Source organism: Novosphingobium sp. KN65.2, assembly GCF_001368935.1.
Lineage (GTDB): Bacteria > Pseudomonadota > Alphaproteobacteria > Sphingomonadales > Sphingomonadaceae > Novosphingobium > Novosphingobium mathurense.
The window spans coordinates 1-14,462 of the sequence record NZ_CCBH010000139.1 but is presented as its reverse complement, the minus strand read 5'-3'; the positions used below and the strand labels follow the sequence as shown (position 1 = coordinate 14,462).

At 63.5% G+C, this 14,462-nt stretch carries 22 protein-coding genes; all 22 read left to right on the top strand.

The genetic code is table 11. The features are described from left to right. Positions 1-2: 2 nt before the first annotated feature. The 22 genes from rpsC (at position 3) to SPHV1_RS06415 (ending at position 14,430) form a co-directional block, all read left to right on the top strand. Entirely contained in the window at positions 3-698 is a 696-nt protein-coding gene (rpsC, locus tag SPHV1_RS06525; protein ID WP_054945234.1) for a 30S ribosomal protein S3, read from the top strand. 21 nt (positions 699-719) lie between these two features. After that, positions 720-1,157 (top strand): 50S ribosomal protein L16, encoded by a 438-nt coding sequence (gene rplP / locus SPHV1_RS06520; RefSeq protein ID WP_054945233.1) that lies wholly within the window; start codon positions 720-722, stop codon positions 1,155-1,157. Next, positions 1,157-1,357, top strand: a complete 201-nt coding sequence (rpmC, locus tag SPHV1_RS06515) for a 50S ribosomal protein L29 (RefSeq protein WP_054945232.1) — start codon at positions 1,157-1,159, stop codon at positions 1,355-1,357. Before rplP ends, rpmC begins: the two co-directional genes overlap by 1 nt. A gap of 12 nt (positions 1,358-1,369) precedes the next feature. Next, positions 1,370-1,657, top strand: coding sequence for a 30S ribosomal protein S17 (gene rpsQ, locus SPHV1_RS06510; RefSeq protein ID WP_007011863.1), 288 nt, complete (start codon positions 1,370-1,372; stop codon positions 1,655-1,657). 60 nt (positions 1,658-1,717) lie between these two features. Further along, complete coding sequence (rplN, locus tag SPHV1_RS06505; RefSeq protein WP_007011862.1) at positions 1,718-2,086, top strand: 50S ribosomal protein L14; 369 nt, start codon at positions 1,718-1,720, stop codon at positions 2,084-2,086. Next, entirely contained in the window at positions 2,086-2,403 is a 318-nt protein-coding gene (rplX, locus tag SPHV1_RS06500) for a 50S ribosomal protein L24 (RefSeq protein WP_054945231.1), read from the top strand. Before rplN ends, rplX begins: the two co-directional genes overlap by 1 nt. Next, positions 2,396-2,977: a 50S ribosomal protein L5 gene (gene rplE, locus SPHV1_RS06495; RefSeq protein WP_054945230.1), complete on the top strand. Its 582-nt coding sequence runs from the start codon at positions 2,396-2,398 to the stop codon at positions 2,975-2,977. The genes rplX and rplE overlap by 8 nt, the downstream gene beginning before the upstream one ends. A gap of 29 nt (positions 2,978-3,006) precedes the next feature. Continuing rightward, a complete protein-coding gene (rpsN, locus tag SPHV1_RS06490; RefSeq protein ID WP_054945229.1) occupies positions 3,007-3,312 on the top strand; it encodes a 30S ribosomal protein S14 in 306 nt (101 codons plus the stop codon). 14 nt (positions 3,313-3,326) lie between these two features. After that, the gene (gene rpsH, locus SPHV1_RS06485; RefSeq protein WP_013832934.1) at positions 3,327-3,722 is read left to right on the top strand and encodes a 30S ribosomal protein S8; all 396 of its coding nucleotides are present in this window, start codon (positions 3,327-3,329) and stop codon (positions 3,720-3,722) included. Beyond that, the gene (gene rplF / locus SPHV1_RS06480; protein ID WP_054945228.1) at positions 3,722-4,255 is read left to right on the top strand and encodes a 50S ribosomal protein L6; all 534 of its coding nucleotides are present in this window, start codon (positions 3,722-3,724) and stop codon (positions 4,253-4,255) included. The genes rpsH and rplF overlap by 1 nt, the downstream gene beginning before the upstream one ends. After that, the gene (gene rplR, locus SPHV1_RS06475; RefSeq protein WP_054945227.1) at positions 4,255-4,593 is read left to right on the top strand and encodes a 50S ribosomal protein L18; all 339 of its coding nucleotides are present in this window, start codon (positions 4,255-4,257) and stop codon (positions 4,591-4,593) included. The genes rplF and rplR overlap by 1 nt, the downstream gene beginning before the upstream one ends. Before the next feature lie 2 nt (positions 4,594-4,595). Beyond that, entirely contained in the window at positions 4,596-5,312 is a 717-nt protein-coding gene (rpsE, locus tag SPHV1_RS06470; protein WP_079729167.1) for a 30S ribosomal protein S5, read from the top strand. 6 nt (positions 5,313-5,318) lie between these two features. Then, positions 5,319-5,495, top strand: coding sequence for a 50S ribosomal protein L30 (gene rpmD / locus SPHV1_RS06465; RefSeq protein WP_054945226.1), 177 nt, complete (start codon positions 5,319-5,321; stop codon positions 5,493-5,495). 207 nt (positions 5,496-5,702) lie between these two features. Beyond that, positions 5,703-7,163: a hypothetical protein gene (locus tag SPHV1_RS06460; protein WP_054945225.1), complete on the top strand. Its 1,461-nt coding sequence runs from the start codon at positions 5,703-5,705 to the stop codon at positions 7,161-7,163. 115 nt (positions 7,164-7,278) lie between these two features. After that, positions 7,279-8,502, top strand: a complete 1,224-nt coding sequence (locus tag SPHV1_RS06455) for a hypothetical protein (RefSeq protein ID WP_054945224.1) — start codon at positions 7,279-7,281, stop codon at positions 8,500-8,502. A gap of 117 nt (positions 8,503-8,619) precedes the next feature. Next, positions 8,620-9,099: a 50S ribosomal protein L15 gene (gene rplO / locus SPHV1_RS06450; protein ID WP_054945223.1), complete on the top strand. Its 480-nt coding sequence runs from the start codon at positions 8,620-8,622 to the stop codon at positions 9,097-9,099. Positions 9,100-9,309: 210 nt separating this feature from the next. Further along, entirely contained in the window at positions 9,310-10,677 is a 1,368-nt protein-coding gene (secY, locus tag SPHV1_RS06445) for a preprotein translocase subunit SecY (RefSeq protein ID WP_054945222.1), read from the top strand. Positions 10,678-10,713: 36 nt separating this feature from the next. Continuing rightward, positions 10,714-11,361: an adenylate kinase gene (locus tag SPHV1_RS06440; RefSeq protein WP_054945221.1), complete on the top strand. Its 648-nt coding sequence runs from the start codon at positions 10,714-10,716 to the stop codon at positions 11,359-11,361. A 109-nt stretch (positions 11,362-11,470) separates the two neighbouring features. Continuing rightward, on the top strand, positions 11,471-12,130 hold the full coding sequence (locus SPHV1_RS06435; RefSeq protein WP_054945220.1) for an SRPBCC family protein: 660 nt from the start codon (positions 11,471-11,473) through the stop codon (positions 12,128-12,130). 314 nt (positions 12,131-12,444) lie between these two features. Further along, positions 12,445-12,813 (top strand): 30S ribosomal protein S13, encoded by a 369-nt coding sequence (gene rpsM / locus SPHV1_RS06425; RefSeq protein ID WP_007011847.1) that lies wholly within the window; start codon positions 12,445-12,447, stop codon positions 12,811-12,813. Between the two features lie 60 nt (positions 12,814-12,873). Beyond that, positions 12,874-13,263: a 30S ribosomal protein S11 gene (rpsK, locus tag SPHV1_RS06420; RefSeq protein ID WP_007011846.1), complete on the top strand. Its 390-nt coding sequence runs from the start codon at positions 12,874-12,876 to the stop codon at positions 13,261-13,263. A 108-nt stretch (positions 13,264-13,371) separates the two neighbouring features. After that, positions 13,372-14,430, top strand: a complete 1,059-nt coding sequence (locus SPHV1_RS06415) for a DNA-directed RNA polymerase subunit alpha (RefSeq protein WP_054945218.1) — start codon at positions 13,372-13,374, stop codon at positions 14,428-14,430. Positions 14,431-14,462 lie beyond the last annotated feature (32 nt).

The window sequence follows — 14,462 nt, the reverse complement described above, 5'->3', positions numbered from 1 at the left end:
CCATGGGTCACAAGAGCAATCCGATCGGTCTGCGTCTGCAGATCAACCGTACCTGGGACAGCCGCTGGTTCGCGGAAGGCCGGGACTACGGCAAGCTGCTTGAGGAAGACCTCAAGATCCGCAAGTTCATCCTTGAGAGCGTGCCGCAGGCGGCAATCTCGAAGGTGGTGATCGAGCGTCCCGCCAAGCTGTGCCGCGTGTCGATCTATGCCGCCCGTCCGGGTGTCATCATCGGCAAGAAGGGCGCCGACATCGAGAAGCTGCGCAAGAAGCTCTCGGTCATGACCTCCAGCGAAGTGAAGCTGAACATCGTCGAGATCCGCAAGCCGGAAATCGACGCCAAGCTCGTCGCTCAGGGCATTGCTGACCAGCTCGTGCGTCGCGTCGCTTTCCGTCGCGCCATGAAGCGTGCGATGCAGTCCGCGATGCGTCTGGGCGCCGAAGGCGTCAAGATCATGTGCGGTGGCCGTCTCGGCGGCGCTGAAATCGCCCGTGTCGAGCAGTATCGCGAAGGCCGCGTTCCGCTCCACACGCTGCGTGCGAACATCGACTATGCCGAAGCCGAGGCGCTGACCGCCTATGGCATCATCGGCATCAAGGTGTGGGTCTTCAAGGGCGAGATTCTCGGCCACGACCCGACGGCGCAGGATCGTTTGATGATGGAGGCTCAGACCTCCGGCGTCCGTCCGGCGCGCTGAGGCTTGAGGTAGAGAAGCACCATGCTGCAACCGAAGAAAACCAAGTTCCGCAAGGCGTTCAAGGGTAAGATCCATGGCAATGCCAAGGGTGGTACCGACCTGAACTTCGGCTCGTACGGCCTCAAGGCCCTCGAGCCCGAGCGGATCACCGCACGCCAGATCGAAGCGGCTCGCCGCGCGATCACCCGCCACATCAAGCGCCAGGGCCGTCTCTGGATCCGCGTCTTCCCGGACGTGCCGGTTTCGAAGAAGCCTGCCGAAGTCCGTCAGGGTAAGGGCAAGGGTTCGGTCGAATACTGGGCAGCCCGCGTCAAGCCGGGTCGCATCCTGTTCGAACTGGACGGCGTTGCCGGCCCGCTCGCAGCGGAGGCTTTCAGCCGCGCCGCGATGAAGCTGCCGATCAAGACCAAGGTCGTTGCCCGTCTCGGCGACACCTCGCACTTGGGTGGAGAAGACTGATGGCGAACCGCACTGAAGACCTGCGCGCCAAGACCGACGACCAGCTGACCTCTGAACTCGTCGACCTCAAGCGTGAACAGTTCAACCTGCGTTTCCAGGCCGCCACGAGCCAGCTCGAGCGCCCGGCACGCATCAAGGAAGTCCGTCGCGACATCGCCCGCATCAAAACGCTCCAGGCTGAGCGCGCGGCGAAGGCGTAAGGAGGAAACACGATGCCAAAGCGTATTCTGATCGGTACCGTCGTTTCCGACAAGACCGACAAGACCGTTACCGTGCTCGTCGAGCGTAAGGTGAAGCACCCGCTGTACGGGAAGATCATCCGCCGTTCGAAGAAGTACCACGCCCACGACGAGGACAACGCCTACCGCACCGGTGAGCGCGTCCGCATCGAGGAAACCAAGCCGATCTCCAAGACCAAGTCCTGGAAGGTGCTGGATCGCCTCGCTGCCAGCAAGGGCACTGCTGTCGAGGCCAACCTCGACGTCGAAGCAGCGAACTAAGACGTTTTTTTGGAACTGCCGGACTGGTTCCGGCAAGCCAGTTGAGAAGGAACCGGATCGATGATCCAGATGCAATCCAATCTCGACGTCGCGGACAACAGCGGCGCAAAGCGCGTCCAGTGCATCAAGGTACTGGGCGGGTCCAAGCGTCGTTTCGCAGGCGTCGGCGACATCATCGTGGTGTCGGTGAAGGAGGCGCAGCCCCGCGCTCGCGTCAAGAAGGGCGACGTTCACCGTGCGGTGATCGTGCGCACCAAGAAGGACGTGCGCCGCGCTGACGGCAGCGTTATCCGCTTCGACAGCAACGCGGCTGTCCTCGTCAACAAGAACGAGGAGCCGATCGGCACCCGTATCTTCGGCCCCGTCGTGCGTGAACTGCGCGGCCGCGGCTTCATGAAGATCATCTCGCTCGCTCCGGAGGTGCTGTAATGGCTGCCGCGAAGATCAAGAAGGGTGACAGCGTCGTCGTCCTGTCCGGCAAGGACAAGGGCCGCACCGGCACCGTGCTTCAGGTTCTCCCGAAGGACGGCAAGGTCGTGGTCGAAGGCGTCAACGTCGCCACCAAGCACCGCAAGCCGACGCAGGTGAACCCGCAGGGTGGCATCGAGCGCACGCCGGCTCCGATGGCGATCAGCAAGGTCGCGGTTGCCGACAAGGACGGCAAGCCGACCCGCGTTCGCTTCGAAACCAAGGACGGCAAGAAGGTCCGTGTGGCCGTGAAGTCCGGGGAGACCATCGATGGCTGAGAAGTACACTCCGCGCATGCGTTCGCGCTACGACGACGAGATCGTCAAGGCGATGACCGAGAAGTTCGGTTACAAGAACGCGATGGAAGTGCCCAAGATCGAAAAGATCACGCTCAACATGGGCGTGGGCGAAGCGAGCCAGGACAAGAAGAAAGTCCAGACGGCCGCTGCCGAGATGGAGGCGATCGCCGGCCAGAAGCCCGTGATCACCAAGGCTCGCAAGTCGATCGCGCAGTTCAAGCTGCGTGAAGGCATGCCGATCGGTTGCAAGGTTACCCTGCGCCGCGAACGCATGTACGAGTTCCTCGATCGTCTGATCACCATCGCGATGCCCCGCATCCGTGACTTCCGTGGCCTCAACCCGAAGTCGTTCGACGGCCGTGGCAACTACGCGATGGGTCTCAAGGAGCAGATCATCTTCCCGGAGATCAGCTACGACAAGATCGAGAAGGTGCGTGGCATGGACATCATCGTCACCACCACCGCCAAGACCGACGACGAAGCGCGCGAGCTGCTCCGTCTGTTTGGTTTCCCGTTCCCGGCAGAAGCCGAGGAACAGAAGGAGGCGGCGTGAGCCGCCGCTGAGGAAGAGAGCTTAAGTCCATGGCGAAACTGAGTTCCGTGAACAAGAACGAGCGTCGCAAGAAGCTCGTGAAGAAGTACGCAGGCAAGTACGCGCGCCTCAAGGCGATCGCTGACGATGAAGCGCTCGATGAAACCGAGCGCCTCATCGCCCGCCTGAAGCTGGCCGAGATCCCGCGCAACGGCAACCCGACCCGGGTTCGCAACCGTTGCGCCACGACCGGTCGTCCGCGCGGTTACTACCGCAAGTTCGGCCTTTGCCGCATCGAGCTGCGTGATCTTGCCAACAAGGGCATGATCCCCGGTGTGACGAAGTCGAGCTGGTAAGGGGCATATAGAAAATGGCTATGACCGATCCCCTGGGTGATATGCTCACCCGCATCCGCAACGGCCAGCGCGCAAAGAAGGACTCCGTCCTGTCGCCGGCCTCGAAGCTTCGTGCACGTGTGCTCGAAGTGCTCCAGCGCGAAGGCTACATCCGTGGCTACAGCGAAGATGCCACCGGCGCTCACCCGCAGCTGCGCATCGAACTGAAGTACTTTGAAGGCGAGCCCGCCATCAAGCACGTTCAGCGCGTTTCCAAGCCTGGTCGCCGCGTCTATTCGGGTTCCAAGGAACTCCCGATCGTACGCAACGGCCTTGGCATCACCATCGTCTCGACGCCCAAGGGCGTGCTTTCCGACGCGGAAGCCCGTTCGCAGAACGTCGGCGGCGAAGTGCTGGCGGAGGTGTTCTGATGAGCCGCATCGGTAAGAAGGCGGTTGCGATCCCCGGCGGTGTCACCGCCGCGATCGACAACGGCATCCTCTCGGTCAAGGGTCCCAAGGGTACCCTGACCATGGGTCTTTCTGACCAGGTGACCTACACGGTTGAAGACGGCACCATCGCGGTGAAGCCGATCAACCAGTCGAAGCAGGCCCGCAGCCACTGGGGCATGCAGCGCACGCTCGTCGCCAACCTGATCGAAGGCGTGACCGAAGGTTTCTCCAAGGTCCTCGAGATCAAGGGCGTCGGTTACCGCGCGCAGGCCCAGGGCGCGAAGCTCAAGCTTCAGCTCGGCTTCTCGCACGACGTTGACATCGACGTGCCCGAAGGCATCGAGATCAAGACCCCGGACAACACCACGGTCGAAATCTCCGGTATTGACAAGCAGAAGGTCGGCCAGGTTGCTGCCGAAATTCGTCGCTGGCGCAAGCCCGAACCCTACAAGGGCAAGGGCATCAAGTACCGCGGCGAGTTCATCTTCCGCAAGGAAGGGAAGAAGAAGTAATGGCAAAGCTTTCCCTCTTCGAACGCCGTCGTCGGCGTGTTCGTACCGCTCTGCGTGCCCGTGGCGGCGATCGTCCGCGTCTTTCGGTTCACCGCACCGGCCGTCACATCTATGCGCAGATCATCGATGATGCGCAGGGTCGCACCGTGGCTGCTGCCAACACCCTTGGCGGCAAGGGCACCGACGTTGATGCGGCTACCCGCGTCGGCAAGGAGCTCGCCGAGGCCGCCAAGAAGGCGGGCGTGACCGCTGTTGTCTTCGACCGTGGCGGTTTCCTGTTCCATGGCCGCGTCAAGGCGCTGGCCGAAGCCGCCCGTGAAGGCGGGCTGGAGTTCTGATCATGGCTGACGAAAACACCAACCCCGAACAGCCGATCGCGGCTGAGCACCCGCAGGGCGGTGAGCCGCAGGAGGCCCGCGAGGGTCGCGGTCGTGGCGGCCGTGGTCGCGGTGAACGTGGCGAGCGTGGCGGCCGTGGCCGTCGCGACGACCGTCGCGGCAATCGCAACGAGGAAGATGGCGGTGAGGAGCTGATCGAAAAGCTCGTCCACATCAACCGCGTTTCGAAGACCGTGAAGGGCGGCAAGCGCTTCGGTTTCGCAGCTCTCGTCGTCGTTGGCGACGGCAAGGGCCGCGTCGGCTTCGGCCACGCCAAGGCGCGCGAAGTTCCCGAGGCGATCACCAAGGCCACTGCTTCTGCCAAGAAGAAGATGGTCCGCGTGCCGCTCAAGGAAGGCCGCACCCTGCACCACGACGGCAAGGGCCGTTTCGGTGCCGGCAAGGTCAACGTGCGTACCGCCCCGGCCGGTACCGGCATCATCGCCGGCGGTCCGATGCGTGCCGTGTTCGAGAGCCTGGGCATTTCCGACGTCGTGACCAAGTCGGTCGGTACGTCGAACCCGTACAACATGATCCGCGCCACCTTCGACGCGCTGACCAACCAGACTTCGCCGAAGTCGGTTGCCCAGCGTCGTGGCAAGAAGGTTGCAGACCTTCTCGGTCGTGGCGGTGCCAGCGAGGTAGAGGCCGAGGCCGCTGCCGAAGCCATCGTGGAGTAATCAACCATGGCCAAGATCAAGATCAAGCAGATCGGTTCGCCGATCCGTCGCCCCGAGAGCCAGAAGAAGATCCTCATCGGTCTTGGCCTCGGCAAGATGCACAGGGTCGTCGAAGTCGAGGACACCGCCGAAGTGCGCGGTGCGATCGCCAAGCTGCCGCACATGGTGGCCGTGGTCGACTGACCTGCTCGAGGAACGCCCTTAGGGGAACACTTCGAGAGACATTCGAAAAGGGCTCCGGCGGCAACGTCGGGGCCTTTTTCTATGGCTGATGGTGAAGCATGGCGGAACGGTCTTTGATTGTGCAGGCTGGCCGGTTAGGACTGCGCCTTGGGTTTGCCCCCATCCGTCGGGGGCAGCGGGCGCTGAGGGCAGGGGGCAATTGCCGAGATGAAGCAAGCACGGTTCCCGGCGTGGTACGGGATCATCCTCCTGCTCGTTGCCCTGGCCTTGCGGGCCAGCACCTTCGGTGATCCCAACGTCCACGTCGACGAGACCTTCTACCAGACCGTCGGCATCGCCATGCACGAACAGCATGCGGTGCCTTACGTCGACGTCTGGGACCGCAAGCCCTGGGGTCTGTTCTTCCTCTATTACCTGATCGCCTTCATGTCCTATGCTCCGCTGGCCTACCAGTTGGTGGCAACGGTGTTCGCCGCGGCGACCGCCTGGGTGATCGGTGCAATCGCCAGCTTCTGGAACAGGGCGCAGGGCGGCCTTCTGGCCGGTATCTTCTATCTGCTGTGGCTGGAGCAGGAACAGGGCTTCGGCGGCCAGTCCCCGATCTTCTACAATCTCTTCGTGGCAAGTGCCGCGCTGCTGGTGCTGCAGGCTCTGCCCGACCTGCGGGAAGGAAAGCCGGGTTGGCGCCCCTATGCGGCGATGCTGCTGGGCGGTTGTGCGATTACCGTCAAGCAGACCAGCTTCTTCGAGAGTGCCTTCCTGGGCCTCTACTGTGCCTATACCCTCTGGCAGGCGCCCCTGTCGCGTCGGCGGGTCTGCACCGTCATCGCTTCGTGGGCACTTCTGGGCGCAGCGCCGATGCTGGCGATTTCCGCGTGGTACTGGCTGGAGGGTTACTGGGCGATCTACTGGCACGCGATGGTGACGTCGAACCTCGCCAAGCCGAAAGTCTGGTTATCTTCCGGAATCCGTACGATCCTCATGTTCATCAGGCTTGCGCCATTCCTCGTCATGGGGGTGCTCGGAATTCCCAAGATGGTTTCGCAGCAGCGCCGGTTCATGGGGTTCTGGTTGCTGGCTGCGAGCCTGGGGCTGCTTTCCGTGCCCAATTTCTACGTCCATTATGCGCTGCCGATCCTCGTACCTCTGACCATCGTGAGCGCGGGCCTGCTGCAGGGACGCATTGCCGGGCCGATCGCGATGGTGGTGCTCGCGTTCCTCGCCTTTCGCGAGACGTCGGTGCTGGACTTCGAACACGCCCGGCGCTCGCGCGCGGCGATGACCGAACTGGTCGAAGCGGTTCGCAGGCATGACGATGGCGGGCCGCTGTTCGTCTATGACGGCCCGTTCCAGCTCTATCACCTGACCGGGCATCGCTTCGTATCGCCGCTGGTCTTCCCCCATCATCTTGCGCAAACGATAGAGAAGGACGTCAGTCACCTGTCGACTGCAGGCGAGGTGCGACGGGTTCTGGCCGAGCGTCCCAGCACCGTCGTGCTCGCGCCCCAGCCGCGGCAGGACCCGGTCAACTGGGAGACTCTGCGGCCGGTTCGCGCCTATATCCACGCCAACTGCCGGCTTGTCGCCCGAGTGGAGACGCCCGAGTGGCTTCTTTCCAGCAAGATGGATGTCTGGGCCGACTGCAACCGGCATGGCGGGGCGAAATAGCGCCCGTTCGCGCCGGGCCGCCGCTCGTGACATCTTCCTCTGTCCGCGCGCTGTGCTAAGGGCGCACGCAGGCCCCGGGCGCCGCGCCGGGCCGGATCTCCAGACGAGGATTACCTTGGCCAGTCGTACTCTTGCCGTTTCGCTTCTCTGCCTGACGTTGCTGGGCACGGCGGCCTGCGATCCGCGCCCTGTCAGCGAAGAGAACCAGGACGTCAACGCGCTGGAAGAGATCGGCAGCGAGAGCGCCTGCATCGACGAACTGTCCGATCCCGAGCTGCTGCGCTCGCAGCGCAGGGTGGACGATGCCCTGCGCAAGGCGCTGCTGGAGGGCAAGGCGCTCGATCCGGCGGCACAGGCAGCCGAGGCGCTGGAGCGCGGCGATTTTCGCCTGGCCGGGGCCCTGACGGCGAAAGGCGTGTCGACCTCGGTCTATGGGGCGCAGTGCCGGATCATGGGCGGGTTGAGCGCCCGGGCGATCCGCGCCGTGTCCTTCCTCGACCCGGTGCCGGCCGAGAAGCCCGGGCCGGATTATCTGATGCGGGCCGAGACCTTTGCGCGGGCCTACAACGCGGCAATCCTGTCCGATGAGCGCTATCCCTATGGCGACATCTGCCGGAAGTTCGACGGCAAGGTCGCGTTCGGCGAGGACGGCACCCTGCAGGTCCAGGACGCGAGGCCTTCCGATCATGCTTTCGGCTTTGCCGATCTCGGTTCGGTCCGTTCCGCGCCGACTCTGGCCGAGCTGGCGCGGCGCGGCTCGGTCAGCCGACTCGACGGCTTGCTGCGGTCCGGTCAGTATGACGTGAACACGCCCGACCTGTTCGGGATGACGCCATTGGCCTGGGCGATCGCCTATCGTCGCCGCGGCGCATCGGACCTGCTGCTGCGCGCCGAGTCGAGCCCGGGGGGCTCTCGCTGTCAGACGATCTACGACCGTCGCTCGCCGATGCAGGTGGCACGCGTGCAGCAATGGGTCGGCATGCTGCGACGCATGCAGCCGCTGGTCACCGAGGATGACTTCAACGCGCTGCAGGAACTGCCGCGTCTCTCAGACGGCGACATCGACCGGTTCAATCACGGGCTCACGCTGCTCAACGACAGCTTCGCCGCGCAGTTCAGCAAGAACCGGTATCTGACCAAGCACCGGATCTATTTCACCGTGAACAGCGATGGCGAATCGACCGGCTGCCGCATCGAGCCTGCGACGACCTATCCCGACTATGACGAGAAGATCTGCGCGCTGGGCCTCGATGTCCTGCACTGGAAGCCGGCCCGTGGCGTCTTCGGCAACGTGATCGACGGAGAGGCATCGCTGATCGTCGGGGTTCGTTCGAAGTAGGCGTCGGACGAGGCGTCGCACGAGGCGGGGGCGAAAGGGGGGTGACATTCCCCGCCCGATCCCCTAAGGGGCCGCCTTCCCATCAAGCGCGACCTAAAGCGAAAGCGAGTGCAGACTATGAAACTGAATGATATCCGCGACAACTCGGGTGCCCGTCATCGCCGTATGCGTATCGGCCGTGGCATCGGCTCGGGTAAGGGCAAGACCGGTGGCCGTGGCCAGAAGGGTGCGAAGGCACGTTCGGGTGTTTCGATCAACGGCTTCGAGGGCGGCCAGATGCCGCTCCACATGCGTCTTCCGAAGCGCGGCTTCACCAACGCCAAGTTCCGCAAGGACTACGCCGAAGTGAACCTGGGCATGATCCAGAAGGCGATCGACGCCGGCAAGCTCGACATCTCGGGCACCGTCGATCACGCCGCTCTGAAGACTGCCGGCCTGGCCCGTGGCGGCAAGGACGGCGTCCGTCTGCTCGGCAAGGGCGAACTGACCGCCAAGGTCGCCTTCAACGTCGCCGGTGCCTCGAAGGGCGCCGTCGCCGCGGTCGAGAAGGCCGGTGGTTCGGTCGTACTTCCTGCCAAGGAAGCCGCCGAAGCCTGAGGCAAGGCGATAAAGTGATCTGATGATCCGGAGAGGGCGGGCGCCAGGCGCTTCGCCCTCTCATGCTGTTCCGTCCACGGTTTTTCGAGACAGGGGTTTTCGCTCCCGCCTCGAGAACTATATGACGAGTTCCTGTCCCGGGGTTCGACAAGCCGGCATGCAGCCGCTAAGGGCGACTCCGATAAGATTCATCGAGGCATCCCTAACGTCATGGCATCTCGCGCCGACAACATCGCAAGTTCGCTCAGTCTTGCCAATTTTTCCAAGGCAACCGAACTCAAGAACCGCATCTGGTTCACGATCGGTGCGCTGATCGTCTTCCGCTTTTTGAGCTTCGTGCCGCTGCCGGGTGTGAACCCGCTGATTCTCGAATCGCTCTACAGCCAGACGCAGGGCGGCATTCTCGACCTGTTCAACACCTTTTCGGGCGGTTCGCTTTCGCGCATGAGCCTGATCGCGCTCGGCGTGATGCCCTACATCACCGCCTCGATCGTGGTGCAGCTGGCCGCTTCGCTTCACCCGGCGCTGGTCGCGCTGAAGAAGGAAGGCGAGGCCGGTCGCAAGAAGCTCAACCAGTACACCCGTTTCGGCACCGTCGGCCTTTGCGCCATCCAGGGCTACTTCCTGGCGGTCAGCCTCGAAGCCTATGGCGCGTCGAGCGGCCTGCAGGCGGTCGTCGATCCGGGCTACATGTTCCGCATCGGCGCGGTGATCTCGCTGGTGGGCGGGACGATGTTCCTGCTGTGGCTGGGTGAGCAGATCACCTCGCGCGGCATCGGCAACGGCGTTTCGCTGATCATCATGGCCGGCATCGTCGCGCAGATGCCGACTTTCGCCAGCAACCTGGGCCAGGCCTACAGCGCCGGCGACACCGGTTCGTTCCTGATCATGGCCCTGATCGTCCTGATCGTCGCGATGATCCTGATGATCTGCTTCATGGAGCGCGCGCAGCGCCGCTTGCTGATCCAGTATCCCAAGCGCGCCACGCAGCGCGGCATGATGCAGGCCGACCGCAGCCACCTGCCGCTCAAGATCAACACCGCGGGCGTGATCCCGCCGATCTTCGCCAGCTCGCTGCTGCTGCTGCCGCTCACGATCACCCAGTTCGCCGGCAATTCGCTTTCGCCGGAATCGACGATGGGCCAGGTCGTGGTGACGCTGAACCAGTACCTGGGGCACGGCAAGCCGCTCTACATGCTGCTCTACGCAGCCGGCATCGTGTTCTTCTCGTTCTTCTACACCGCTGTCGTCTTCAATCCGGAAGAGACTGCCGAGAACCTGAAGAAGAACGGCGGCTTCATCCCGGGTATCCGTCCGGGCAAGAATACCGCTACCTATCTCGACTACGTGCTGACGCGCGTGACCGTGATCGGTGCGATCTATCTGACGATCGTCTGCACGGTTCCGGAGTACTTCCTGTCGATGACCGGCTTGCCGCTGCTCTTCATGGGTGGCACGAGTCTGCTGATCGTCGTCAACGTGACGGTCGATACGATCACCCAGATCCAGTCGCACCTGCTGGCGCACCAGTATGGCGACCTGATCAAGAAGGCGAAACTGAAAGGCCGCATCCGCTAAGGGGCGAGCGCCGGACAAATAATTGAGGGGTAAGGCGTGAATATCATCCTGCTGGGTCCGCCGGGAGCGGGTAAGGGCACCCAAGCACAGCGTCTCGTCGAGCGGCATGGCATGCGCCAGCTTTCGACCGGGGACATGCTGCGTGCGGCAGTCAAGGCGGAAACGCCGACCGGGCTTGAGGCCAAGGCTGTCATGGAACGTGGCGAACTGGTTTCGGACGCCATCGTCTCGGCGCTGATCGGCGACGAACTCGACGCGATGGGCCCCGATGCGGGCGCCATCTTCGACGGCTATCCCCGCACTGCCGCCCAGGCCGAATCGCTCGATGCGATCCTGTCCCAGCGCGGTCGCAAGCTCGACCGCGTGATCGAGCTGGTGGTGGACGAGGACGCGCTGGTCGAGCGCATCACGGGTCGCTTCACCTGCGCCACCTGCGGCAAGGGCTACCACGACAAGTTCGAACAGCCCAAGGTTCCCGGCACCTGCGACAAGTGCGGCGGAACCGAGTTCAAGCGCCGTCCCGACGACAACGCCGAGACCGTGCGTACCCGCATGGCCGAGTATCGTGCCAAGACCGCGCCGATCCTGCCGATCTACGAATCGCGGGGCATCGTCGCGAAGATCGATGGCATGGCGGACATGGACGACGTGACCGCGGCGATCGAAGCCGTCCTCGGCTCCTGATTGTGAGCACGGGCGAGGGGCGCCGCGCCTTGCGGTTCTGCCTCTCGCCCGTGACGCCTCTGCCGTGCGTGCGGAGGACTGCCGGAAACCTTCCAGGAGAAATGCCCCGATGAAATCCGCTGCATTCGCCCTTGGCCTGGCCCTTTTCGGAAGTGCCGTACCGGCTTCGGCGAAAGTGGCGGACGTTTCTGAGCGTGGTTTCGTGGTGCGCCACCTTGTCGAGGTCGCGGCCAGTCCGGCCAAGACCTGGGACATGATCCTCGAACCTGCCAAGTGGTGGGAATCTTCGCATACCTGGTCGGGCGACGCGGCCAACCTCTCGATCGAGGCGAAGGCGGGCGGGTGCTTCTGTGAAGTGCTGCGCAATCCCAAGTCGCCCAATGCGGCGCCGCGCGGCAGCGTCGAGCACATGCGGGTGGTCTACATCGAGAACGGCCGCGCGCTACGCATGGTCGGAGCGCTGGGGCCGCTGCAGGCCGATGCCGCCAATGGCACCCTGACGATCGAGATCAAGCCCGCCAAAGACGGGACGCAGGTCCTGCTCGAATATGTCGTGGGCGGTTTCCTGCGCACGCCGATGGACAAACTGGCCCCGGCAGTGGACGGCATGCTCGGCGCCCAGTTGGCGAGCCTCGCCGGAAAGCTGGGCGGTTCTTTTTCGGCCGCATTCCCGCTGCCGGAAGACAGGCCCGTCGAGAAGCCGCAAGCGGAAAAGGCCGGTCCGCCGGAGCCGCCTGCTACCGCCGGCGCCGAAATAATCGGTCGCTGAAGGAGGGCGCGCGTTTTGGCATATTTTGACTGCGCGCCATGGATACGGTAGGAAGTGAACACTGGTTGAGCGCTGGCCGCCATACAATGGCGGACACGGCACCGTTTCTCGTCCGCTGGACGTTGACAGGTGCTGCGAATCGTTTTAAGCGCGCCCTTCACTCGAAAACCACGGTAGTCCGGATGGCTCACACCACGCGTGTTAAAGGCATCGTGTGGCACGCCCTCTGGGCTTTTGCCGTTTCATCGGAATTCGGGTGGCAAGCGTTGAGATGGAAGGCGTCCAAGCGTCTTCTGTGGAGCATGGAGATTTAAGTGGCTCGTATTGCCGGGGTAAACATCCCCACCAACAAGCGCGTTATCATCGCGCTCACGTATATCCACGGTATCGGTCGTACCAAGGCCGTTGAGATCGCCGACAAGCTCGGCATCGATCACACCCGTCGTGTTCAGGACCTCTCGGACGCCGAAGTGCTCCAGATCCGTGAAACCATCGACGCCGACCACCTGGTCGAGGGTGACCTTCGTCGCGAAACCGCGATGAACATCAAGCGCCTCATGGACCTCGCCTGCTATCGCGGCCTGCGTCACCGTAAGGGTCTGCCCGTTCGCGGCCAGCGCACCCACACGAACGCCCGTACCCGCAAGGGTAAGGCAAAGCCGATCGCCGGCAAGAAGAAGTAAGCCTGACGGGCCGCCTCGGCCCTCGGTTTCCGCAGCGATTTATCGACAGGATACACGGACATGGCACGCGAACCCCAGCGCATTAAGCGCCGCGAACGCAAGAACATCACGAGCGGCATTGCGCACGTCAATGCGAGCTTCAACAACACCATGGTGACCATCACCGACGCCCAGGGCAACGCGATTTCGTGGTCCTCGGCCGGCATGATGGGCTTCAAGGGCAGCCGCAAGTCGACTCCCTACGCCGCGCAGGTCGCCGCTGACGACGCCGGCAAGAAGGCCGCCGAACACGGCGTGCGCACCCTCGAGGTCGAGGTCAAGGGCCCCGGTTCGGGCCGCGAGAGCGCGCTGCGCGCCCTGCAGGCCGTCGGCTTCACGATTACCTCGATCCGCGACGTGACACCGATCCCGCACAACGGTGTCCGCCCCTCGAAGCGCCGCCGCGTCTGATCGAGTTATTCCGGGCGACGAACCGGTCGTCGCCCGGCTTTCGGATCGTCCCAGGCCTTTCCAACCGGCCTGCGGGCGTAACCGCCATCGAAATCCCAGGGGAAGTCCATGACTGTCAACATCAAGAACTGGCAGGAACTCAAGAAGCCGAACAGCCTTGAGATCAAGCCGGGACCAGACCCCAAGCTTAAGGCGACTTTCGTTGCCGAACCTCTCGAGCGCGGCTTCGGCCTGACTCTCGGAAACGCGCTGCGTCGCGTGCTGCTCTCCTCGCTTCAGGGCGCAGCGATCACCTCGATCAAGATCGAGAACGTGCTTCACGAGTTCTCGTCGCTTGCCGGCGTGCGTGAAGACGTCACGGACATCGTCCTGAACGTCAAGCAGATCGCGCTCAAGATGCAGGGCGAAGGCCCGAAGCGTCTGCAGCTTTCGGCTACCGGCCCGGCCGAGGTCAAGGCTGGCGACATCGCCGTCTCGGGTGACATCGAGGTCATGAACAAGGACCTCGTGATCTGTCACCTCGACGAAGGTGCGACGCTGAACATGGAACTGACCGCCGACACCGGCAAGGGCTACGTCCCCGCCGTCGGCAACCGTCCCGTCGATGCGCCGATCGGCCTGATCCCGGTTGACTCGCTCTATTCGCCGGTTCGCCAGGTCAGCTACAAGGTCGAGAACGCCCGCATCGGGCAGGAACTCGACTTCGACAAGCTGAGCCTGAGCGTCGAGACCGACGGCACGGTGACCCCGGAAGATGCGGTGGCCTATGCCGGTCGCATTCTTCAGGACCAGCTCGCGCTGTTCGTCCACTTCGAGGACATCGCTCCGGTTGGCGCTCCGCAGATGATCGGCATGGCCGCTGCGCAGCCCGAGGAAAGCGACACCAACCAGCTCAACCGTTACCTTCTCAAGAAGGTCGACGAGCTCGAGCTGTCGGTGCGTTCGGCGAACTGCCTCAAGAACGACAACATCATCTACATCGGCGATCTCGTGCAGAAGACCGAGGCCGAGATGCTCCGTACGCCGAACTTCGGCCGCAAGTCGCTCAACGAGATCAAGGAAGTCCTTTCCTCGATGGGCCTGCGCCTCGGCATGGACATCCCGGGCTGGCCGCCCGAGAACATCGAAGAGATGGCCAAGAAGCTCGAACAGGAGCTCCTTGGATAAGGAACCAGTCGAACCCCCCGGCGGCGGGGGGG